We start from the raw sequence: 22,278 nt of genomic DNA, 5'->3' as shown, positions 1-22,278 counted from the left end.
GGCGTTCAGTACGTCCACCGCGGCACCGCGCCCGGGTTAGCCTCGGGTGGTGACCGACCACGTGGAAGTCGACCTCAGTGGGGCCCCGCAGACCATGCTCGCGACGTTCTACGCCAAGGCCCTCGATGCCGACCTGCCGAATTCGATCTTGCACGACAGGTGGGCCAAACAGATCGTCGACCGCATCGACTACGACTGGTCCCGCACCAGCATCACCGCAAGGAATTCCCCTGCGGTGACCACCCGTTCGGCGCACTTCGACCACTGGACACGCCAGTTCCTCGCCGAGAACCCGCACGCCGTGGTGCTGCATCTGGGATGCGGACTGGACAGTCGGTTCTTCCGGATCGGGCCGGGACCTGACGTGCTGTGGTACGACATCGACTATCCCGAGGTGGCTGCGCTGCGGGAGCGGCTCTACCCCGCCGCCGACGGGTATCGGGTGGTTTCCGCCTCGGTGACCGACCCCGGCTGGCTGGCCGATGTCCCACGCGACCGCCCGGTGCTGATGCTCGGCGAAGGTCTCACCATGTACCTGACAGAGGCCGACGGCGTGGCGCTGCTGCGGCGGATCGTGGCGCACTTCCCCAGTGGGGAACTGCAATTCGACGCCTTCAGCCGGTTCGGGATCAGCACGCAGTGGAGCAACGCGGTGGTCCGCAGGTCGGGTGCGACGCTGTACTGGGGCATCAACCGGCCCGACGAGATCGTGGCAGCGGTGCCCGGCGTGCGACTGCTGGCGTGGCAGTCCCCGTTCGAAACGGCCAGCTTCCGCCAGGTGTCGTGGGCATTCCGGGTGCTGGGCCGGGCGATGTCGGGGGTCCGGGCGACGAAGTACATGGCGCAGTACCACCGCTACGCGTTCTGAGGCCTCGCTCCCGTGATCACCGGGCGCCGTGGCGCGTCAGCCCTCGGCCTTGGCCTTCAGTCGCGCCAAGGTGACCTTGATGTGTTCGGCATTCGCCGTGTCGCGGTCGCTGACACCGGTGGCCAGGCCGGCCAGCGGCTTGAACCAGCCGGGCCTGCGGTCCCAGGTCTGCTCGGTGACCGTGCACCCGCCGTCGGTCGCCGTGATGTCATACCGCCAGTGCGCGATCGGCAGGCCCGTGGACTTCACGTCGAAGGCGAAGGTCCGGCCCGGCTCGGCGGCGGTCACGGTGCACTTGGTGGTCCACTTCTTCGTCCCGTTGCGGTTGTGGCCCTTGAACACCGCGCCCGGGGCCGCCGCATTACCGGTGACCCACTCCATGGCGTGCGTCTCCTCGGCCAGCGTCGCCATCGTCTGCAGGTCGGTGATCAGCGCGTATACCGCCTCGGGTGAGGCGGCGATGGTGACGTCGGCGCTCGCAGCGGCCGGTGCGGAGGTTCCCATGCCGTCGATGGTAAACCTGGCGCGTGGCGGGAATCACAGGCCGGCTGTCACACGTTGTCCACCATATGACCGATCGTCTTGTGCTCGAGCCAGGCCCGGAGCACCCCATCACCATCACACCCACCGGCCGGCAGGTCACGGTGCGGGTCGACGGCGCTGTCGTCGCCGATACCGACGATGCGCTGACCCTGCAGGAGTCGAGCTATCCGGCCGTCCAGTACATACCGCTGGCCGATGTCGTTCCCGGCGTGCTGACCCGCAGCGACACCTCGACCTACTGCCCGTACAAGGGTGAGGCGGGGTACTACGACGTGGCCGGCGTGCCGGATGCCATCTGGACCTACGAGCGGCCTTATCCGGCGGTGGCCGCGATCGCGGGCCGGGTGGCGTTCTATCCGGACAAGGCCGATATCACCCTGGCCCCCTAACCTGGAGCGGTGCCGACGAGCAGTGTGGCCTTCACCGGTCCCGTCAGCCCGGGCCTGACGCTCTTCCCGTTGCGCCGCGGGCCCGGTGACCCCTGCTTCCGGGTGGTGGACGGCGTGATCTGGCGCGCCAGCCTGATGCCCACCGGTCCGGTGACGGCCCGGATCAGCAGCACCCGCAGCGTTGCCGAATGCGAGGCGTGGGGTGCCGGCGCGGACGAGTTCCTGGACGGGCTGCCCGCCTACCTGGGCGCCGATGACGACGCGTCGGGTTTCGCGCCGACCGAGCCGACGATCGCCGAGGCGCACCGCAGGGTGCCGCATTTGAGGCTGGGTCGGACCGGGCGGGTGCTGGAGGCACTGATCCCGGCGATCATCGAACAGCGGGTGTCGGGCAAGGATGCGTTCCGGGCCTGGCGGCTGTTGGTGACGAAATACGGTGCCCCGGCGCCGGGCCCGGCGCCGTCGGGGATGCGGGTGCCGCCGACGGCCGAGGTGTGGCGACGCATTCCGTCCTGGGAGTTCCACCGCGCCAATGTCGATCCCGGCCGGGCCCGCACCATCGTGGGCTGCGCGCAGCGGGCCGACGCATTGGAGCGCTGCCGTGGCGAGGCGGGTTTGCGGTCGTTGCCCGGCGTGGGGGAGTGGACCGCCGCCGAGACGATGCAACGCGCCTTCGGCGATGCCGACGCCGTGTCGGTGGGTGACTACCACCTGTCCAACATGGTGGGTATGACGTTGCTGGGGTACCGCATCGACGATGCGGCCATGCTCGAGCTGCTCGAGCCGATGCGGCCGCACCGCCAGCGGGTGGTGCGCCTACTCGAGGCCAGTGGCCTGGCGCGTAATCCGAGATTCGGTGCGCGCCAGGCCATTCCCGACTTGAAGGCGCTCTAGTTGGCTCGTTCCAGCGCGCTGTCGCGATCCGGCCGGTCCGCGAGTTGTTCGGCGACTCCGAACAGGAACGGATAGGCCACGCCGGCGATGGCCGCGCCCACCAGCGGCGCCAGCCAGAACGCCCACAGCTGGGCGGGTGCGCCGTCGCCGTTGAAGAACGCCACCGCCGTCGAACGGGCCGGGTTCACCGACGTGTTCGAGATCGGGATGGAGATCAGGTGGATCAGCGTCAGGGTGAGGCCGATGGAAAGACCGGCGAAGCCTTTCGGGGCCCGGTCATCGGTGGAGCCGAGGATCACCAACAGGAAGATCGCCGTCAGGACAACCTCGGTGACCAGCACGGCCACCAGCGAGAACCCGCCCGGTGAGTGCGCCCCGTAACCGTTGGCCGCCATGTTGCCGGTTGCGCTCCAGCCCTGCTGGCCGCTGGCCACCAAGTAGATGACACCGCCGGCCACCAGGCCGCCGAGCACCTGGGCCACCCAATAGAAGGGCAGCGCCGACCATTCCACCCGCCGGGCCAAGGCCGCGCCGAGAGTCACCGCCGGATTGAAATGACCGCCGGAGATGGTGCCGAAGGCGTAGATGCCGGTGAGCACCGTGAGTCCGAATGCCAGTGCAACGCCGAGGAATCCGATGCCGAGCGAGGTGCCGTCGCCGGCCACGAACTTGGCGGCGAAGACGGCGCTGCCGCAGCCGCCGAGGACGAGCCAGAATGTTCCGATGAATTCGGCGGCCAGCCGATGGCGCATGGTGGGTCTTGACATGACGAGCTCCTTTGCTGGACATGACGTCTGTCGTGAGGGTCGCACAGCAGGCGCCCAGCAAGGGGGAATGTGTCCGAATCTTGGCTGTTTAGAGACGGTTTCTAGATCGCGCTGTCGCTGAGGCGGTTCAGCCGCTGCGCTCGATAGATCGACACCGGGGTGCGACTTATCAGAAGATAGGCGATGCCGACGGTGATCATCGCACCGGGTAGCACCGCAAACGAGTTGGTCATCTCGGCCACCATGATCATCACCGCCAGCGGTGCGTGCGCCACGCTGCCGAAGCATGCCATCATCGCGACCACCACGAATACGCCGGGGCCGTCCGGGATTCCGGGCAGTCCGGTCAGCTCCGCGAGCCGCCAGATCGCGGCGCCGACGAATGCGCCGATGACGATGCCGGGCCCGAAGATACCGCCCGAGCCGCCGGTGCCGATGGACAGCGAGGTGGCGAGGATCTTGGCCAGGGGCAGCACCAGCACGATCCACAGAGGGAAGGCGGACAGGGTCGCTTCGGCGGCGGCCAGTTGCACCCAGCCGTACCCGCTGCCCAGGATCTGCGGGACCAGCAGTGCCAGCAGGCCCACCGCGAGGCCGCCCAGTGCGGGCTTGACGACGATGCCACCGGGTAGCCGTCCGGTCAGTGCCACGGTGCCGTAGAACCCCCGGGCATAGACGTATCCTATTGCCGCGGAGACGATTCCGATGAGGACGAACCAGCCCAGCTGCGCCGGGTCGAACACGTAGCCGGTGACGACGGTGCCGAACAGCGGCTGGAATCCGAGGATGCTGCCGTACACCGCATAGGCGGTACCCGAGGTGATGAATCCGGGGACCAGCGAGCGGTAATCGAAATCCTCGCGGTAGACGATCGACGCGGCCAGCACCGCCCCACCCAGGGGTGCGCCGAAGATCGCACCGATACCCGAGCCGATGCCCAGCGACACCGCGATCCGTCCGTCGGCATCGGAGAGGTCCAGTCGCCGGGTCAGCAGCGAACCGAAGCCCGCGGAGATCTGGGCGGTGGGTCCCTCTCGCCCGGCCGAACCGCCGGAGCCGATGGTGAGGGCGCTGGACACCATCTTCACCAGGACGGCGCGGGCCCGGATGGCGCGGGGATCGGTATGGACGGCCTCGATGGCGTTGTCCGTGCCGTGGCCCTGCGCCTCGGGGGCGAACCGCGCGACGATGAGCGCGGACACCAGGGCGCCGCCGAAGGTGATCAGCGGGATGGCCCAGGCGCGCTCGAAATGCCCGGAGCCCGGTTGCCCGCCGTCACCGGACGCGGTGGGGACGTCGTATCCGCCGAGGTAGCCGAGCAGGAAGCGGCCTGAGTAGTCGAGCATGAGATAGAAGAGCACCGCGCCGAGTCCGGCGATGACGCCGATCGCGATACCGAGGATGAGCCACTTGCGCAGGTAACCGGAGTTGCGCACGAACGCAGCGAGGGAGGCCAGCACAGTCGGATGTTAGTGGGGGAGCGGGGCGAGTGTCAGAGGTAAGCGGTGAGTCGCCCGACCAGGGCCAGACGGCCGTCGGCGTCGAACGCCTGCGCGTCGGCCACGCCACTGCTGCGCCCGCTGTGTAACGCGGTTGCGGTGTAGTGGGATCGCGGCCCGGAGATGAGCCGGCGCAGATAGTTCACCCGTAGCGAGGCGGTGTTCAGTGGCGCGTCACCCCGGTCGGCGTTGAGGGCTGCGGCGCCCACCAGTTCCAGGCCCGCCGCGGCGACGCCGCCATGAACCGCGCCCAGGGTGTTGTTCACGGCGGGGTGGACATGCTGCACGAGCACCGGCTCGGCGCCGCCGCCCTCGGCCACCTCGACGGCCATCAGGGCGTCGAGCGCGCCGGGCGCGGGCTCGGAAGTGGTCACGGGCTCCCCGGCGGGCGCCGCGGGTGCGGAGACGGCGATGTAGAAGGTCCGGACGGTGCCCACCCCGATCTGGACCCCGCCGTGGCTGAGATCACAGGCGGACAGCGACGTGGCGGTCGCGGTGCCCACCGACCGGCTCTCCGCGAGCACCGGGACGGCCGCGTCGGAGGCGATCACGGCCAGCGCGTCCGGGGTGAACTCCATGGTCAGCTCGCTGGAGACCGTCCAGTGGCCGTCGGGGCGGCGCAGGTGGTTGGCGAAGCCGGCGATGTGATCGACGAGGACGGCCAGCGGAGCGAGGCTCGGCGCACCGGTGAACGGGTTGCACAGGCCCGATACCGGCATGGTGGCGGCGCAGCGTTCGGCATCGGCAGACAGGTTGGTGATCCCGAACCGGCCTGGTGGGGTGTTCGGCGGATACTCCGCCGTCGTTGAATTCGACATCGTGATGAGCTTGACACGGCGGGCCGGCCGCGGCGCGCGCGGGAATTCGCTGTGCGACCGAAGTGTCGGATGTGGCCGGTGGGGTCGGTGAATCTGCGGGGTACGGCGGCGCCTAAGAATCTGACCAGGCTTTGAGCAAATATGCTATCCGGTATCAGTGCAGTTGATCGAGATATGACGCTACCCTAGCAAACATCGATGAGATATTGCCTCTAGTGCGGAATTGTGGCGCCGGTGTGGGCGTATTCGTGAAAACTCAAGAACTGCAAGCACTTTCACTGCTCGTGCGAATAGCGCACGGTGGCCGCGGGACGGCCTGGTCTCCGGGTTAGTTAGGTTTGACTAAGTTGGCATGTCAGGCGGTGTTTGTCATATCGTTTTTCCCAACTCAAGGCGAGCGGGACTGGCCGTCGTTCAATGCTGCACGAAAGGCACCGCGATCGCCTGGCCGGAAAGCCGGCGGATGCCGCTGGTCACAGCAGGCAGCAACACACCCGGCTTCACGCAAGCTCGGGCAAGATAGTGAAGGTCAGGTGGTATCCGGTGGGACCAGGGCCCAGTGGTCTGTACAACCCCGCATACGAGCACGACTCATGCGGTGTGGCCATGGTCGCCGATATGCACGGCCGCCGTAGCCGCGACATCGTCGACAAGGCCATCACGGCCCTGCTGAACCTGGAGCACCGCGGCGCCGCCGGCGCCGAACCGAACACCGGCGACGGTGCGGGCATCCTGCTGCAGGTTCCCCATGAATTCCTGAAGGGTTGCTGCGCCGATTTGGGCATCGACCTGCCCGAGGAGGGCAGCTACGTCACGGGCATCGCCTTCCTGCCGCAGTCGGCCCGCGACGCCAAGCTGGCCTGCGAGGCCGTCGAGAAGATCATCGAGGCCGAGGGCCTGACCCTGCTGGGCTGGCGGGATGTCCCGACCGACGATTCCTCGCTGGGCGCCTTGGCCCGCGACGCCATGCCGACGTTGCGTCAGGTGTTCATCGGCGGCGCCTCCGGGATGGACCTGGAGCGGCGCGCCTTCGTGATCCGCAAGCGTGCCGAGCACGAATTGGGCACCAAGGGCCCCGGGCAGGACGGCCCCGGCCGCGAGACCGTCTACTTCCCAAGTCTTTCCGGGCAGACCCTGGTCTACAAGGGCATGCTCACCACGCCCCAGCTGCGGGCGTTCTACCTGGATCTTCAGGATGACCGGCTGACCAGCGCGCTGGGCATCGTGCACTCGCGGTTCTCCACGAACACGTTCCCGTCGTGGCCGCTGGCGCATCCGTTCCGCCGCGTGGCGCACAACGGCGAGATCAACACCGTCACGGGTAACGAGAACTGGATGCGGGCGCGGGAAGCGCTGATCCACACCGACGTGTTCGGCTACCACAACGACCTGAACAAGATCTTCCCGGTCTGTACGCCCGGGGCCTCGGACACCGCGCGCTTCGACGAGGTCCTGGAACTGCTGCACCTGGGTGGACGCAGCATCGCGCACGCCGTGCTGATGATGATCCCCGAGGCGTGGGAGCGCAACGAGGACATGGACCCGGCCCGGCGGGCCTTCTACCGCTACCACGGTTCGCTGATGGAGCCGTGGGACGGCCCGGCCTCGGTGTGCTTCACCGACGGCACCGTCGTCGGCGCGGTGCTGGACCGCAACGGCCTGCGCCCGTCGCGCATCTGGGTGACCGACGACGGCCTGGTGGTGATGGCCTCGGAGGCCGGCGTGCTCGACCTCGACCCGGCCACCGTGGTGCAGAAGCTCCGTCTGCAGCCCGGCCGGATGTTCCTCGTGGACACCGCCCAGGGCCGCATCGTCTCCGATGAGGAGATCAAGGCCGAGCTGGCCGCCGAGCACCCCTACCAGGAATGGCTGGACGCCGGCCAGTTCCACGTCGACGATCTGCCGCCCGGCGATTACGTCAAGATGCCCCACCATCGGGTTGTCCTGCGGCAGCAGGCGTTTGGTTACACCTACGAAGAGCTCAACCTGCTGGTGGCGCCGATGGCGCGTACCGGCGCCGAGGCGCTGGGCTCGATGGGTACCGACACCCCGATCGCGGTGCTCTCGCAACGCCCCCGGATGCTCTACGACTACTTCCAGCAGTTGTTCGCGCAGGTCACCAACCCGCCGCTGGACGCCATCCGCGAAGAGGTGGTCACCAGCCTGGCGGGTGTCATCGGTCCCGAGGGCGATCTGCTGAACCCGGACGAGAACTCGTGCCGCCAGATCGTGCTGTCGCAGCCGATCCTGCGCAACGCCGATCTGTCCAAGCTCATCCACGTCGATCCCGACCACGAGATCCGCGGCCGCAAGCACGGCATGCGGGCCGCCGTGGTGAGCTGCCTGTACCCCGTCGCCGACGGTGGTCCCGGGCTGCGCCGTGCGCTGGAGGAAGTCCGCGCCAAGGTGAGCCAGGCCATCCGCAACGGCGCGCGCATCATCGTGCTCTCCGACCGCGAATCCACCGAGTGGCTGGCACCGATCCCGTCGCTGTTGTCCGTCGCCGCGGTGCACCACCACCTGGTCCGGGAGCGCACCCGCACCCAGGTCGGCCTGGTGGTCGAGACCGGTGACGCCCGCGAAGTGCACCACATGGCCATGCTGGTCGGCTTCGGCGCGGCCGCGATCAACCCGTACATGGCCTTCGAGTCCATCGAGGACATGGTCGACCGCGGCATCATCACCGGGCTGACCAGTGATGCGGCCAAGGCCAACTTCGTCAAGGCCGCCGGTAAGGGTGTGCTCAAGGTGATGTCCAAGATGGGCATCTCCACGCTGGCCTCCTACACCGGAGCGCAGCTGTTCCAGGCGGTCGGCATCAGCCAGCGGGTGCTCGACGAGTACTTCACCGGATTGCACTGCCCGACGGGCGGTATCGATCTGGACGATATCGCCGCCGACGTGTCCACCCGGCACCAGCTGGCCTACCTGGACCGGCCCGACGAGTGGGCGCACCGGGAGCTCGAGGTCGGTGGCGAGTACCAGTGGCGGCGTGAGGGTGAGTACCACCTGTTCAACCCCGACACGGTGTTCAAGCTGCAGCACTCGACCCGCACCGGGCAGTACTCGGTGTTCAAGGAGTACACCAAGCTGGTCGACGACCAGAGCGAGCGGATGGCCTCGCTTCGTGGCCTGTTCAAGTTCAAAGATGGTGTACGGCAGCCGGTTCCGCTCGATGAGGTGGAATCCGCCAGCGAGATCGTCAAGCGCTTCTCCACCGGTGCGATGAGCTACGGCTCGATCTCCGCCGAGGCGCACGAGACGCTGGCCATCGCGATGAACCGGCTCGGCGGCCGGTCCAACTCCGGCGAGGGCGGCGAGGCCGTCGAGCGATTCGAGCCGGACGCCAACGGTGACTGGCGCCGCAGCGCGATCAAGCAGGTCGCCTCGGGCCGCTTCGGTGTCACGAGCCACTACCTGACCAACTGCACCGATATCCAGATCAAGATGGCCCAGGGCGCGAAACCCGGTGAAGGCGGCCAACTTCCGGGACACAAGGTGTACCCCTGGGTGGCCGAGGTGCGGCATTCGACGCCCGGCGTCGGGCTGATCTCGCCCCCGCCGCACCACGACATCTACTCGATCGAGGATCTGGCGCAGCTGATCCACGACCTGAAGAACGCCAATCCGGCGGCGCGGGTGCACGTCAAGCTGGTGTCCGAGAACGGGGTCGGGACGGTGGCCGCGGGTGTGTCGAAGGCCCACGCCGACGTGGTGCTGATCTCCGGCCACGACGGAGGCACCGGCGCGACGCCGCTGACCTCGCAGAAGCATGCCGGCGCCCCGTGGGAGCTGGGCCTGGCCGAGACGCAGCAGACCCTGCTGCTCAACGGGTTGCGCGACCGCATCGTCGTGCAGGTCGACGGTCAGCTCAAGACCGGCCGCGATGTCGTGATCGCCGCGCTGCTGGGGGCCGAGGAGTTCGGCTTCGCCACGGCGCCGCTGGTGGTGTCGGGCTGCATCATGATGCGGGTCTGCCATCTCGACACCTGCCCGGTGGGCGTGGCCACTCAGAATCCGGTGCTGCGGCAGCGCTTCAACGGGAAGCCCGAGTTCGTGGAGAACTTCTTCCTGTTCATCGCCGAGGAAGTCCGGGAGCTCATGGCGCAGCTCGGCTTCCGCACCGTCAACGAGATGGTCGGCCAGGTCGGGACGCTGGACACCCAGCGGGCTGCCGAGCACTGGAAGGCGCACAAGCTCGACCTGTCGCCGGTGCTGCATGAGCCGGAGTCGGCGTTCATGAACCAGGACCTGTACTGCACGTCGGTCCAGGACCATGGGCTGGACAAGGCGCTGGATCAGCAGTTGATCGCGCAGAGTCGTGAGGCCATCGACAGTGGCACCGCCGTCAGCTTCACCACCAAGATCGCCAACGTGAATCGCACGGTCGGCACCATGCTGGGCCACGAGGTGACCAAAGTCTATGGCGCCGAAGGTCTTCCGGACGGAACCATCGACATCACGTTCGACGGATCGGCCGGTAACAGCTTCGGCGCGTTCGTGCCGCGCGGTATCACGCTGACGGTCCGCGGTGACGCCAACGACTATGTGGGCAAGGGCCTTTCGGGTGGGCGCATCGTGGTGCGTCCGTCGGCCAGCGCCCCGGCGAACTACGTTGCCGAGGAGAACATCATCGGCGGAAACGTGATCTTGTTCGGTGCCACCAGTGGGCAGGCGTTCCTGCGCGGAGTGGTCGGCGAGCGTTTCGCCGTCCGCAACTCCGGTGCGCACGCCGTCGTCGAGGGTGTGGGCGACCACGGATGTGAGTACATGACCGGTGGCAAGGTCGTCATCCTCGGTCAGACCGGGCGTAACTTCGCCGCCGGTATGTCGGGTGGCGCCGCGTATGTCTACGACCCCGACAAGGTCTTGCCGGGCAACGTGAATGGGGAGATGGTGGACTTGGAGGTTCTGGACTTCAGTACTCACGCAGCCGACCTCGAATGGTTGCACGGCATGATCACCGCGCATGTGGATGCCACGGATTCGGCCGTGGGCCACCGGATCCTGGCGGACTGGCCGGCGCATCAGTCGAAGTTCGTGAAGGTGATGCCACGCGATTACAAGCGCGTGCTGTCGGCGATCGCCGAGGCTGAGGCTTCGGGCAGCGACGTCGACGAGGCGATCATGGCGGCGGCTCGTGGCTGATCCGTTCGGTTTTCTCAAGCACACGGTCCGGGAGACCCCGGCCCGTCGTCCCGTGGACCTGCGTCTGCGGGACTGGAAAGAGGTCTACGAGGACTTCTCCAAGGACACTCTGCAGGTACAGGCATCACGCTGTATGGACTGCGGTATCCCGTTCTGCCACAACGGTTGCCCGTTGGGGAACCTGATCCCCGAGTGGAACGATCTGGTGTTCCGGGGCCGCTGGCGTGACGGTATCGAGCGCCTGCACGCGACCAACAACTTCCCGGAGTTCACCGGCCGGTTGTGCCCGGCGCCCTGTGAGGCGTCCTGTGTGCTGGGCATCAACCAGGACCCGGTGACCATCAAGCAGGTCGAGGTCGAGATCATCGACAACGCCTGGGAGCAGGGCTGGGTCAAGCCGCTGCCGCCGGATGTGCTGACGGGCAAGAAGGTCGCCGTGGTCGGCTCCGGGCCGGCCGGGTTGGCTGCGGCCCAGCAGCTCACGCGTGCCGGTCACGAGGTGACGGTGTTCGAGCGTGCTGACCGCATCGGCGGGCTGCTGCGCTACGGCATCCCCGAGTTCAAGATGGAGAAGCGCCACATCGACCGCCGCCTGGAGCAGATGGCGGCCGAGGGCACCCAGTTCCGCACCGGCGTCAACGTCGGCGTCGACATCACCGTCGAGCAGCTGCAGGACGATTTCGACGCGGTGGTGCTGGCCGGCGGTGCGACCGCGTGGCGTGACCTGCCGATCCCGGGCCGCGAGCTGGACGGGATCCACCAGGCCATGGAGTATTTGCCGTGGGCCAATCGCCTGCAGCAGGGCGATGACGTGGCCGGCCCCGACGGCCAGCCGCCGATCACGGCCAAGGGTAAGAAGGTCGTCATCATCGGCGGTGGCGATACCGGCGCGGACTGCCTGGGCACCGCGCACCGCCAGGGCGCGGCCAGCGTGCACCAGTTCGAGATCATGCCGCGCCCGCCGGAGACGCGGGCGGATTCGACGCCGTGGCCGACCTACCCGCTGATGTTCCGGGTGGCCTCTGCACACGAAGAGGGCGGCGAGCGGGTGTTCTCCGTCAACACCGAGCAGTTCGTCGGGACCGACGGCAAGGTGTCCTCGCTGAAGGTGCACGAGGTCAAGATGAATGCCGGGAAGTTCGAGAAGGTGGAGGGGTCGGATTTCGATCTGGATGCCGACATCGTCTTCCTGGCCATGGGCTTCGTGGGGCCGGAGCGTGAGGGTCTGCTGACCGATCTGGGCGTGGAGTTCACCGACCGCGGCAACGTGGCGCGCACCGATGACTTCCAGACGACCGTTCCGGGCGTGTTCGTGGCCGGTGACATGGGGCGTGGGCAGTCGTTGATCGTGTGGGCGATCGCCGAGGGCCGGGCCGCGGCCGCAGGCGTCGACCGGTTCCTGATGGGCGAGTCGGCCTTGCCTGTGCCGATCAAGCCCACCGCCGCGCCGCAGCGATGAGCGCTTGCGCGAAGAGCCGATAGGCGGATGAGCGCTTGCGCGAAGAGCCGCTAGACCAGCGGTAGATCGGGCGTTCACCGATTCGTCGCGAGATTGTTGTGGTTGCCCGCTGTCCTGGCAGAACGTGGCGCTGACAACAATTTCGCGGCGCGGGTTGGTCTCGGAGCGGTTGCGCAACGCAACTCCAGCAACTCCAGTCACAGGAAAAACATCCGATTTTATGTCGGCGCGCCTCGCTGTGTTTGCTCTGTGAGCGTTATCTAATGATCCGGTAGGGGTCGTGCGGTAAAGTGACCCCCCGGTGCAGCTATACGCCCGACCGCAGGAGTTTTCACCGTGTACAACTTCCCGGATTCACGGTCACGAATGAGCCGAATTGCCTGGTCATGGTTCCGCCATCCAGTGAAGAGCCGCGAGTTTCCAGCTAAGCACGAGCGCCTGATCACCGCCGCGGAAATGGTCCGCTTCGGCGTCTGATCCAGTTTCATGACTCACCCGTCACTGACGGGCGCGCTACTTTGCCCGTTGTGATCGTTTCGTTACCGTCAGCGCGGTGGCGCCGTTCGCCGGCCAGATCGGCTGTCGGCACAAAACTGATCACCACCGAACTGGCGTTTCACCGCGCGGATTCGCCGCGCAGTGCACAGGATGTACCCAGAGAGCAGCGGCGCCGTCCCTGTTCTCGGCCGGACCGGCGGTTCCCGCAGGGTGACCTGCCCCCTGCGGGAACCGTCCCGAGCTCAGAGCTTGGCGTCTCGAATGGTCTCGGCCAGCGGCTCCAGCACCGCGGTGTCATAGGGCGGTGGCAGGTAGACGATGGCCAGATCCAGCCCCTCCTCGCCGAGGGCGGCGGCCTCGGCGACGACCTTGGCGTAGTCGCGGTCCGCGCCGAGCCGGACGTGCGCGGACAGCGTGATCTCCTTCGGGTCGCGCCCGATGTCGGCACAGTGCGAGGCGAGCACATCGCGTTTACGTGCGAACTCCTCCGGCGGGCCGCCGACGAAGTTCCAGTGATCGGCGTACTTGGCCGTGATGCGCAGGGTACGCTTCTCGCCGCTGCCGCCGATACAGAACGGCGGGTGCGGCTGTTGTGGACCCTTCGGCTCGTTGCGGGCGTCCTTGAGTTGATAGAACCTGCCGTCGAAGGTGGTGGTCTCCTGACTGAGCAGGCCCTTGAGGACCTCGCAGGCCTCTTCGAAGCGGTCGAAGCGCTCCTTGATGCTGCCCAGTTCGATGCCGTAGGCGCCCGACTCCTCCTCGTTCCACCCGGCGCCGATGCCGAGTTCGAGCCGGCCGTTGGAAATGATGTCCAGCGCAGCCGCCATGTTGGCGAGCACCGCGGGATGGCGGTAATGGATGCCGGTGACCAGCACACCCACCCGCAGCCGCTTGGTGGCCTGGGCCAGTGCGGTCAGCGTGGTCCAGCCCTCCAGGCAGGGGCCGGTGGAGTCGGAGAAGATCGGATAGAAGTGGTCGAAGGTCCAGCCCGATTCGAAGACGTCGATGTCATCTGCGGCTTCCCAGATGGCCAGCATGTCGGCCCATGGCGTGTTCTGCGGGGATGTCTTGAATGCGAATCTCACACATCTCGAAACTAGTCCGCGCGAGCGGTTCATTCCGGGGACTTGTTGGCAATTCGGTGTGAATGCCAGGTCCGGAGTCAGCTGGGCGCCACGAGTGACATCAGTTCTTTTCCGTCATCGGACAATTGGACGAGCGTGGTGTTGATGCGCCAGAGTTTGCGAAACGAGCCGACCGGGGACTGCGTTGTCCACAGCGTGTCACAGGTAGAGAGGTCGACGGCCGCGAGCGTGCTGACGGTGTCGGCGTAACCGTGGTAGCCGAGGGCGACCCTGCCGTCACTTGCGAAGTAGCCGCTCGGCAGGTCACAGGCTTTCATCTCCGCGCCAGACTTCAGGTCGTACTGGTGCTTGTCCTCCCGCTGGTCACCACTGATCAGCAAGAAGTCTCCGATGACGGCCGGCTGCGCATCCTCCGGAGCCGCCCGTTGGATGAGTACTTCGCCCCGGGTGTTGAACAGGGCCCATCCTCCGCCGGTCAGGTTCACAAGGGGCAGACCGCCCGATCCGACGAGCGTTCCTGGAGCGTTGTTCTGCCCCGCGCGTCGGCCGGTGTCGTCGAAGAATTGAACATCCGTGGTGCCGCGTGGAACAGCCACCTCGGCCGCGAATCCGCCGAGGTAGGTGACTGCCCGCTCTTGCTGCTGGCCGGCAGCGATCTCGGGCCGGACGACGGTGCCATCTTTCAGTGAGAAGGTGATGGTGCGGTCGGCTCCGCGTCCGGCAGATTGTGTGGCCAGGCTCGGCGGTGCGAACAGGAACGGGTTGCGAACGTCTGTGTCGAGGGTTCCATAGCCGGGCACGAACCAGCTGGTGTTCGCAGTCGGGCCGATGCCGTAGATGCCTTCGTACTGTTTCATCGCCACGGCGTAGATGCCGACCTGCTGCATGATGAATCTCGAGGAGTAGACCGTCAGCGGAGTCGGCCCGCTGTATTCGACTATTCCGCTGTGACTGTTGATGACCCACGCGGTGGTGTCGTTGGCGTTGTCCGTCAAGCACAGGACGGCGTCTGGGCCATTGAGGTAGCACCTAGGGCGGGCGTGACTGGCGATGAGCGGAACCGGCCGGAACACTCGGCCGCCGTTGCTCACGTCGATGGCAACCAACCACCACTGCGGGGCGGGCGCACCCACGTTGCCCACCATGAAGAAGGCCCGATCGTCGACGTTACCCAGGTAAGAGTCCGATCTGAACGGAGCGGAATCGTTGGCGAACAGGGGTGGCGCCGAAGGCGCAGCATCCGTCACGCCGAGATCGGTTGTCGTAGTGCGCCATCCGGGCACCGGCCGCACCTGCATCGGTGAGGAGAGAAGGGCTTGAGTCGGAGGCTGCCACTCGCCGCGTGTGAAGGTGACGTTGTCGGTCGTCTTCGTCAGGGCGCGCTGCCCGATGAGAGTGACGATCGTGATGACAAGTGCTGGGACGGCAAAGAGCACGACGAGGACGATCAGCCAGACTCGCCTGTAGGGCTGTGGAACCGACCTCATTGACGCCGCCACTCCTCTTTCTCCGCATATCGATGGGCGAAGAGCTGAGCGCGCTCGGCCACCACGACATCAGGGGGTGGGAGGCGTAGTTCGCGCTCCAGAAAGCTACGGGTGTTGGCCGAGTCATGGCCACGACGTTGCATGAGCGCGGCGATCACAAGGTGTTGACCCGCAAGCGCTTGCCGGGTGGCGAGCCTGGCGATGGCGACGATTTCCTGTGAGAGTTCGGCCTCGGTCATGGACGACACCTTGGGGTCCAAATCGACGCGTAGCACCCTGCCGTCCAGGAGCGCGGTTACCGAGACCGAGCCTTGCGGGTTGGTTGCGGTGAAGACGACGGTGAGGAGATCGTCGTCAGTGTTCGAGCCAAGCTCGTCGAGAATTCCTGCCGCGTCGGCGTCATCGGATACGTAGACCGCAAAAGCTTCAAACACCGATGTCTCGTCAGCGTGCCTCTGATCGTCGTCATCGTCGTCCCAGGATCCCCCGGCCGAATCGCTCACATGCGCCCGGCTTGGCTGATGCGCTTTCCTGCTCGATAGTCGGCGTTGTCGTAATTGTCCGCCGCGGTGGTGAGCCTCTCGGAAAGGTCATTCGACACCGCGTGCAACGCCGAACCCGCGGCATTGCGCGCCCCATCGGCGGCCGTCAGAGCGTTGGAGGTCAGAAAACAGACGACCCCATGGGTACTCGATACGCGGTCGGCGACACCGGCGATCGCCCGGTTCGCCCCGGTGACTTGGTCTGCGGCAGAGCGCTGCTTACTCGTCAGCTTCCTGACTTGTTCGGTCAAGACACGAAGGTTGTCGGCTTCTACCGTCACGGGTCACCCTTCTGCTGCCGTCGCGGAACCGTAGGGGATTCCGGGACTGTTCGGTGGTTCATCGGCACGCGGAACGTCGAACGAACGGTCGTTGTTGAGTCGCCCCGGTGCAGTGCCATCGGCGATGTCAGCAGCCTGGGACACGAACGGCTCGCCCTCGCCGGGCTGCTCTGTCTGCGGCAGGTCTGGCCTTGCAGGAAGGTCTGCTGCGGCAACGTAACTGTCGATCTGGGCGCGAACACGGAGCGCATTCTGCGCGGCGTCGGCGACGAGAACTGCCATCGTGGTGTTCGTGGTCAGCAGTGCGGCCGAGGCTGCAGCGATGTCGGCCACCGCCTTGGCCTGTGCCAGGCCTGGAACGAAGTTCATCCATGCGGTGGCTGCCCCGTAGTCCGAAAGATACTGATTCGTCTCGTCGAGTGTTCTACGGGTGCGACTCACCTGGGTTGCCTCGGCGCTGAGGATGTTCGCGATCTCCTGGTCGGCGGCTTGGACGGCGGAGGCGTGCTTGCGGTGAGCGCTGTTGGTGGCGGTGTAGGTCACGGCCGCTCTGCCGTTCCACCGATCGTCTCGCGGATCCGCGTCCGACAGTGTCTGTACCACCGCCTGCATCCGGACCGCCGAGTCGTGGTAGCCGTTGCCGTCCTCGGGATCCCCTGAGCCAGTCGTGGCCTTCTCGGCCTCGATCGCCAACTGCGCGGCGGACAGAATCTTGGAATCGGCCAGCCTGCCCAGCGCGGACCCGGCGTACTTCTCCGCGATCTGCCTGGGCACCTCGGTCAGCCCCATGCCCAGCCCACCCAGGCCGTTCAGGACATCGCCTACATCGCCGATGACCTTGCGGCCGTCGGTCAGCGCACCGTGGGCGTCGAGGGTCACGACGTCCTGGAAGAGTTTCGGGACGTCCTGGATGCCGCTGCGGATTCCGTTACCGAGGTCGAACAGATCCTTGAGAAGATCGCTACCGCCGTCACTCACGCACCATCACCCCCATCCGGCAGCTTAACAAGGCCTCACGGTGTGCCGGAGCACGTTTTCGCGGCACACTGAATCGATGGACCCGGTTGCCGCGTTGCGCGAGATCGCCTACTTCAAGGACCGGGCGCGCGAGGAATCCCGGCGAGTGATGGCCTACCGCAAGGCCGCCGACGTGGTCGAGGCGCTGACCGACGAGCAGCGGGACAAGCTGGGGCGCACCAACGGCTGGCAGGCGTTGCCCGGCGTCGGGCCCAAGACCGCCAAGGTCATCGCACAGGCCTGGGCGGGCCGCGAGCCCGATACCCTCGCCGAATTACGGCAGAACGCAACAGATCTCGGTGGCGGCGACATCCGCGCCGCGCTCAAGGGCGATCTGCATCTGCACTCGAACTGGTCGGACGGATCGGCGCCGATCGCCGAGATGATGGCGACCGCGCAGCGGCTCGGTCACGAATACTGCGCGCTGAACGATCATTCCCCGCGGCTCACCATCGCCAACGGGCTCTCGCCGGAGCGGCTACGGCACCAGCTCGACGTGATCGACGAACTGCGCGAAGAGTTCTCGAGCACCACACCGATGCGCATCCTGACCGGTATCGAGGTGGACATCCTCGACGACGGAAGTCTCGACCAGGAACCCGCCCTGCTGGACCGCTTGGACGTCGTCGTGGCCAGTGTGCACTCCAAACTCGCCATGGATGCCGATGCCATGACCAGGCGGATGGTCCGCGCAGTGGAGGGCGGCCACGCCGATGTGCTCGGCCACTGCACGGGCCGGCTGGTGGAGGGCAGCCGTGGCACCAGGCCCGAGTCGAAGTTCGATGCGGAGCGGGTGTTCACCGCCTGCCGCGACAACGGCGTTGCCGTCGAGATCAATTCGCGCCCGGAACGCTGCGATCCGCCGGACCGGCTGCTGAGCCTGGCGATCGAGATCGGCTGCGTGTTCAGTATCGACACCGACGCGCACGCACCAGGTCAGCTGGACTTCCTCGGCTACGGGGCACAGCGGGCACTGGACGCCGGGGTCCCGCAGGACCGCATCGTCAACACCTGGACGGCCGAGCGACTCCTGGCGTGGATGACTTCCTAGACTCGGCGCGATGAGCACGCATCTCGGCATCGACACCGTCGTCACCCTGCTGGCGACCGGGCTGATCTTCCTGGCGGCGCTCATCCTCGGTGCCTGGAAGTACCGGCAGATGGCGACCAGCCCGGACCATCTGGCCCACCCCTACGTCGACATCGCGCACCGCGCGGCGCTGTTGTACTCCTTCGCCACCTTGCTCATCGCGGTGTTCGTCGAGCTCAGCGCTTGGCCGACGTGGCTGAACCTCACGGCCGCAATGGTTGTGGTGTTCTTCTTCGTGGTGGCCATCGGGGCTTATGTCCAGCACGGTCTGCGGCGTGACACCACCAATCAGTTCGAGCGGCCCGCACCGGGGTTGCACGCCGGAATGGTGGCACTGATGGCCGGTGAGATCGGCGGGTTCCTGGTGCTGTTCAGCGGCTTTGTCGCCGCGCAATTCGGCTAGTCCGGCAGCATGGGCATCTCCAATCCCGGGTCGCGTCCGAGCAGCACGCCTCGGGTCAGCATCGCGTTCCCGAATCGCTGCCGGACCCGGTCCACGGCGGTGTCGATGGCCACGGGATCGGCGGCGCCGCCGAACGGCAGCTCCAGTTGAGTGGCTCCGTCCCGGTCGATATTGGAGACCGCGAAGCCGACCAAGGTCAGGCCGCGTTCGCCGATGATCGGAGCCGCACCGGCCATCAGCTCGCGGGCGGCGGCCAGCACCGCCTCGGTGGACGCGGTGGCCCGGGCCAGAGTGTGCGACCGGGTGGCCCGACCGAAATCGTCGAACCGCAGCCGGAGCACCACCGTGCGTCCGGTGCGCCCCGACGCCCGCATGCGTCTGGTGATCCGGTCGACGAGGTTGACGACTACCACATCGATCTCTTTGTCGGACATGATGTTTCCGGCTCGCCCCAGTGCCCGCTGGGCACCCACCGAGCGTCGGCGCACGCCGGTGACCACTCGCCGGCGATCGATATTGCGGGACAGGCAGAACAGTTGGTGCCCCATGGCGCCGCCGACCATCGCACCCAGCGAGCTCTCGCTCAGTTCGGCGACATCGGCGACGGTGCGGATGCCGTGCGCGTGCAGCTTCTCGGCGGTCTTGGCGCCCACTCCCCACAGGCTGCGCACCGGCAGCGGGTGCAGGAACGCCAGCTCGCGATCGGGTGGCACCAGGAGGAGCCCATCCGGTTTCGCCTGCTGGCTGGCGACCTTGGCGAGGAATTTGGTGCGGGCGATGCCCACCGTGATGGGCAGCCCGGCCCGATCGCGGACGTGCTCGCGCAATGCTGCCCCGATCTGCACCGGGGTGCCCGACACCCGGGCCAGGCCGGAGACGTCGAGGAAGGCCTCGTCCACCGACAGCGGCTCGACCAGCGGGGTGGTGTCTTGGAAGACCTCGAAGACGACGCGGCTGGCCTGCGAGTAGGCCGACATGCGGGGCGGGACCACGATGGCGTGTGGACACAACCGCCGGGCTTGATGGCCGCCCATGGCGGTGCGCACGCCGTAGGCCTTCGCCTCGTAGCTGGCCGCCAGCACCACCCCGCCGCCCACGATCACCGGGCGGCCGCGCAGCGCCGGGTCATCCCGCTGCTCTACCGAGGCGTAGAACGAGTCGAGATCAGCGTGCAGGATGTGCGCTGAAGGCACGGGCCGAGACACGAACACATGTTCGCATCAGGTGCCGACAGATCAGGGCGTGTTGCCGTAGATGCTGGTCAACCAGATGTGGGTGAGCGTGTCGACGACGCGGGCATGTTCGACGGCCGGCTGATCACCCGCCAGGGTGGCCATCATCATCCGCTCGTTCATCAGGTTCAGTGAGGTCGCCAGGTCCGAGGCGGGGATGGTCTCGGCGGCGGCGCCGCGCTCACGTTCGACTTTGATGAGCGCCGCGGTCATGGCGATCCACTTCTTCATCAAGCCCTGCCACACCGCCCGGAACTCCGGGCTGACCGTCACCGCCTCGACGCCGGCCCGCGCGGTGGCGGGGTGGGAACCGAACGAGCTGAAGAAGATCTCGATGCCCCGGCGGATCGCGCGCTTCGGATCGGAGGGCATGTCCTCCAGTGCACTGTCGAACCCGGTGTCGGCGAGTTTGATCAGCGGATCCAGCAGCGTCAGCAGGACGGCTTCCTTCGAGGCGAAGTAGAAGTAGAACGTCGGCCGGGAGATGCCGGCCCCCTTGGCCAGGTCGTCGACGGAGATGTCGGCGAAGGCGCGCTCCTCGAGCAGGCGCTGCGCGGTCGCCAGGATGGCCGCTTCGCGATCATCGCCGGAGGGGCGGGTCGCGCGGCGGCCGCGGGCGGTCTTCACCGGCCTCTGCCTCACCTCGGGCTGCGTCATCACCGGGTACTTTACGCCATGTCGAAAATTTCAACACTCCGTTGACCAGCTCGACACTGTGTTGATACCGTCGGTCCCATGAACGAACACTTCGATGTCGTGATCGTCGGTGCCGGCATCTCCGGTGTCAGCACCGCATGGCACCTGCAGGAGCGCTGCCCGTCCAAGAGCTACGTCATCCTGGAACGCCGCGAGAACATCGGCGGCACCTGGGACCTGTTCAAGTACCCGGGCATCCGCTCCGACTCGGACATGTTCACCCTCGGCTTCCGGTTCAAGCCGTGGACCTCGGCCCGCTCGATCGCCGATGGTCCCGCGATCTGGAACTACATCAACGAGGCCGCCCACGAAAACGGTATCGACAAGCACATCCGCACCGGTCAAAAGGTGATTTCTGCCGACTGGTCCGATGCCGACAACAGGTGGACCGTGACCGTCGAGACCGACGGCGAAGAAAAGCAGATCACCGCGTCGTTCCTGTCGGTCTGCAGCGGCTACTACAACTACGACGAGGGCTACACCCCGACCTTCACCGGTGCGGAGGACTTCAAGGGCCAGATCATCCATCCGCAGCATTGGCCGGAGGATCTGGACTATGCCGGCAAGAAGATCGTCGTGATCGGCTCCGGCGCCACGGCCGTCACCCTGATCCCGTCGCTGGTCAATGGTGGCGCGGGTCATGTGACCATGCTGCAGCGCTCACCCACCTACATCGGCGCACTGCCGCTGGAGGATCCGGTGGCCAAGCAGGCCAACAAGTATCTGCCGAAGAACGCGGCGCACTGGGTCAACCGGTGGAAGGCCATCGCCTACGCCACCGCGCAGTACCAGCTGGCCCGCAAGTTCCCGGCCGTGTTCAAGAAGGCGCTGCGTGAGATGGCGACCCGCCGACTGCCCGCGGACTTCGACTACGAGAAGCATTTCAGCCCGCGCTACAACCCCTGGGATGAGCGAGTCTGCTTGGCGCCCAACGGCGATCTGTTCAAGGCCATCCGGTCCGGCAAGGCCGGCGTGGTCACCGACACCATCGACCGGTTCACCGAGACCGGGATCAAGCTCACCTCCGGTGAAGAGCTAGCGGCCGACATCATCATCACCGCAACAGGTTTGAACATGCAGCTGTTCGGCGGCGCGAAGGCGCTGCGCAACGGCCAGCCCATCGACCTGCCTAGCACGATGTGCTACAAGGGCCTGATGCTCTCCGGTGTGCCGAACATGGCGATCACCTTCGGGTACACCAACGCGTCCTGGACGCTGAAGGCCGACCTGGTGTCGGAATTCATCTGCCGCGTACTGAACTTCATGGACGACAACGGATTCGACCGCGTCGAACCGCAGCATCCCGGTGCAGCCGTCGATGAGGAGCCGTTCATGGACTTCACCCCGGGCTACTTCCGGCGCGCCATGGACAGCCTGCCCAAGTCGGGTTCGGAAGCGCCGTGGCGGCTCAAGCAGAACTACTTCTTCGACCTGCGGACCATCCGGTACGGCAAGGTCGACGAGGAGTCGCTGCACTTCACCAAGCACCGTGCGGCCGTGACGGTGTAACCGCTACACGACGCGAATACCCCCGGAATCCACGGATTCCGGGGGTATTCGGG

Annotated in this window: 19 protein-coding genes; 8 read left to right on the top strand and 11 right to left on the bottom strand. The window is 66.6% G+C overall.

All coding sequences use genetic code 11. From position 1 onward, the window contains the following. Positions 1-94 precede the first annotated feature (94 nt). Positions 95-868 carry a class I SAM-dependent methyltransferase gene (locus tag QN239_RS01700; RefSeq protein ID WP_499016492.1) on the top strand — a complete coding sequence of 258 codons (774 nt, stop codon included), beginning with the start codon at positions 95-97 and terminating at the stop codon, positions 866-868. A gap of 36 nt (positions 869-904) precedes the next feature. Here the strand turns inward: QN239_RS01700 and QN239_RS01695 are convergent, their stop codons facing one another. Beyond that, positions 905-1,372: an SRPBCC family protein gene (locus QN239_RS01695; protein WP_499007876.1), complete on the bottom strand. Its 468-nt coding sequence runs from the start codon at positions 1,370-1,372 to the stop codon at positions 905-907. A gap of 65 nt (positions 1,373-1,437) precedes the next feature. Here QN239_RS01695 and QN239_RS01690 point away from each other — a divergent pair, with 65 nt between their 5' ends. Beyond that, the gene (locus tag QN239_RS01690) at positions 1,438-1,800 is read left to right on the top strand and encodes a DUF427 domain-containing protein (protein WP_499007875.1); all 363 of its coding nucleotides are present in this window, start codon (positions 1,438-1,440) and stop codon (positions 1,798-1,800) included. Between the two features lie 9 nt (positions 1,801-1,809). Continuing rightward, a complete protein-coding gene (locus QN239_RS01685) occupies positions 1,810-2,694 on the top strand; it encodes a DNA-3-methyladenine glycosylase family protein (RefSeq protein ID WP_499007874.1) in 885 nt (294 codons plus the stop codon). Here the strand turns inward: QN239_RS01685 and aqpZ are convergent. From aqpZ to QN239_RS01670, 3 genes are all read right to left on the bottom strand, one after another. Continuing rightward, on the bottom strand, positions 2,691-3,461 hold the full coding sequence (gene aqpZ, locus QN239_RS01680) for an aquaporin Z (protein WP_499007872.1): 771 nt from the start codon (positions 3,459-3,461) through the stop codon (positions 2,691-2,693). The genes QN239_RS01685 and aqpZ overlap by 4 nt on opposite strands. Before the next feature lie 101 nt (positions 3,462-3,562). Then, positions 3,563-4,921: a chloride channel protein gene (locus tag QN239_RS01675; protein WP_499007871.1), complete on the bottom strand. Its 1,359-nt coding sequence runs from the start codon at positions 4,919-4,921 to the stop codon at positions 3,563-3,565. 32 nt (positions 4,922-4,953) lie between these two features. Continuing rightward, entirely contained in the window at positions 4,954-5,778 is an 825-nt protein-coding gene (locus QN239_RS01670; RefSeq protein ID WP_499007870.1) for a PaaI family thioesterase, read from the bottom strand. Between the two features lie 543 nt (positions 5,779-6,321). Between QN239_RS01670 and gltB the strand changes: the two genes are divergently transcribed. Together gltB and QN239_RS01660 are read left to right on the top strand one after the other, a co-directional pair. Further along, positions 6,322-10,926 (top strand): glutamate synthase large subunit, encoded by a 4,605-nt coding sequence (gltB, locus tag QN239_RS01665; RefSeq protein WP_499007869.1) that lies wholly within the window; start codon positions 6,322-6,324, stop codon positions 10,924-10,926. After that, a complete protein-coding gene (locus tag QN239_RS01660) occupies positions 10,919-12,385 on the top strand; it encodes a glutamate synthase subunit beta (RefSeq protein WP_090362080.1) in 1,467 nt (488 codons plus the stop codon). Before gltB ends, QN239_RS01660 begins: the two co-directional genes overlap by 8 nt. Positions 12,386-13,125: 740 nt before the next feature. Here the strand turns inward: QN239_RS01660 and QN239_RS01655 are convergent. From QN239_RS01655 to QN239_RS01635, 5 genes are all read right to left on the bottom strand, one after another. Next, positions 13,126-13,968: an LLM class F420-dependent oxidoreductase gene (locus QN239_RS01655; RefSeq protein ID WP_499007867.1), complete on the bottom strand. Its 843-nt coding sequence runs from the start codon at positions 13,966-13,968 to the stop codon at positions 13,126-13,128. Between the two features lie 77 nt (positions 13,969-14,045). Then, the gene (locus QN239_RS01650; protein ID WP_499007865.1) at positions 14,046-15,455 is read right to left on the bottom strand and encodes a 9-bladed beta-propeller domain-containing protein; all 1,410 of its coding nucleotides are present in this window, start codon (positions 15,453-15,455) and stop codon (positions 14,046-14,048) included. After that, positions 15,452-15,958, bottom strand: a complete 507-nt coding sequence (locus tag QN239_RS01645; protein ID WP_187097337.1) for a YbaB/EbfC family nucleoid-associated protein — start codon at positions 15,956-15,958, stop codon at positions 15,452-15,454. The genes QN239_RS01650 and QN239_RS01645 overlap by 4 nt, the downstream gene beginning before the upstream one ends. Further along, positions 15,955-16,278 (bottom strand): ESX-1 secretion-associated protein, encoded by a 324-nt coding sequence (locus tag QN239_RS01640; protein ID WP_499007864.1) that lies wholly within the window; start codon positions 16,276-16,278, stop codon positions 15,955-15,957. The genes QN239_RS01645 and QN239_RS01640 overlap by 4 nt, the downstream gene beginning before the upstream one ends. A gap of 3 nt (positions 16,279-16,281) precedes the next feature. Next, a complete protein-coding gene (locus tag QN239_RS01635) occupies positions 16,282-17,256 on the bottom strand; it encodes an EspA/EspE family type VII secretion system effector (protein WP_499007862.1) in 975 nt (324 codons plus the stop codon). Positions 17,257-17,332: 76 nt separating this feature from the next. On the opposite strand from QN239_RS01635, the gene QN239_RS01630 reads away from it, so the two are divergent. After that, positions 17,333-18,346, top strand: a complete 1,014-nt coding sequence (locus tag QN239_RS01630; RefSeq protein WP_499007861.1) for a PHP domain-containing protein — start codon at positions 17,333-17,335, stop codon at positions 18,344-18,346. A gap of 10 nt (positions 18,347-18,356) precedes the next feature. Continuing rightward, complete coding sequence (locus QN239_RS01625) at positions 18,357-18,788, top strand: hypothetical protein (RefSeq protein WP_499007860.1); 432 nt, start codon at positions 18,357-18,359, stop codon at positions 18,786-18,788. On the opposite strand, the gene dinB is transcribed toward QN239_RS01625, so the two are convergent. After that, positions 18,785-19,999, bottom strand: coding sequence for a DNA polymerase IV (gene dinB / locus QN239_RS01620; protein WP_499007858.1), 1,215 nt, complete (start codon positions 19,997-19,999; stop codon positions 18,785-18,787). The genes QN239_RS01625 and dinB overlap by 4 nt on opposite strands. A gap of 24 nt (positions 20,000-20,023) precedes the next feature. Next, positions 20,024-20,677 (bottom strand): TetR/AcrR family transcriptional regulator, encoded by a 654-nt coding sequence (locus QN239_RS01615; RefSeq protein ID WP_499007857.1) that lies wholly within the window; start codon positions 20,675-20,677, stop codon positions 20,024-20,026. Positions 20,678-20,755: 78 nt separating this feature from the next. Between QN239_RS01615 and QN239_RS01610 the strand changes: the two genes are divergently transcribed. Beyond that, positions 20,756-22,225, top strand: coding sequence for a flavin-containing monooxygenase (locus QN239_RS01610; RefSeq protein WP_499007855.1), 1,470 nt, complete (start codon positions 20,756-20,758; stop codon positions 22,223-22,225). The last annotated feature ends 53 nt before the right edge of the window (positions 22,226-22,278 follow it).

This window comes from Mycolicibacterium sp. Y3 (assembly GCF_051188035.1).
In the GTDB taxonomy this organism is placed as follows: Bacteria; Actinomycetota; Actinomycetes; order Mycobacteriales; family Mycobacteriaceae; genus Mycobacterium; species Mycobacterium fluoranthenivorans.
The sequence above is the reverse complement of the archived record's forward strand: the minus strand, read 5'-3'. Positions and strand labels throughout refer to the sequence as shown.

Bases quoted from the DNA above. Each gene is read 5' to 3' on its own strand.
- QN239_RS01630 (WP_499007861.1), top strand. From the start codon at position 17,333: ATGGACCCGGTTGCCGCGTTGCGCGAGATCGCCTACTTCAAGGACCGG.
- aqpZ (WP_499007872.1), bottom strand. From the start codon at position 3,461: ATGTCAAGACCCACCATGCGCCATCGGCTGGCCGCCGAATTCATCGGA.
- QN239_RS01670 (WP_499007870.1), bottom strand. From the start codon at position 5,778: ATGTCGAATTCAACGACGGCGGAGTATCCGCCGAACACCCCACCAGGC.
- QN239_RS01700 (WP_499016492.1), top strand. From the start codon at position 95: ATGCTCGCGACGTTCTACGCCAAGGCCCTCGATGCCGACCTGCCGAAT.
- QN239_RS01625 (WP_499007860.1), top strand. From the start codon at position 18,357: ATGAGCACGCATCTCGGCATCGACACCGTCGTCACCCTGCTGGCGACC.
- QN239_RS01650 (WP_499007865.1), bottom strand. From the start codon at position 15,455: ATGAGGTCGGTTCCACAGCCCTACAGGCGAGTCTGGCTGATCGTCCTC.
- QN239_RS01690 (WP_499007875.1), top strand. From the start codon at position 1,438: ATGACCGATCGTCTTGTGCTCGAGCCAGGCCCGGAGCACCCCATCACC.
- QN239_RS01695 (WP_499007876.1), bottom strand. From the start codon at position 1,372: ATGGGAACCTCCGCACCGGCCGCTGCGAGCGCCGACGTCACCATCGCC.
- QN239_RS01615 (WP_499007857.1), bottom strand. From the start codon at position 20,677: ATGACGCAGCCCGAGGTGAGGCAGAGGCCGGTGAAGACCGCCCGCGGC.
- QN239_RS01610 (WP_499007855.1), top strand. From the start codon at position 20,756: ATGAACGAACACTTCGATGTCGTGATCGTCGGTGCCGGCATCTCCGGT.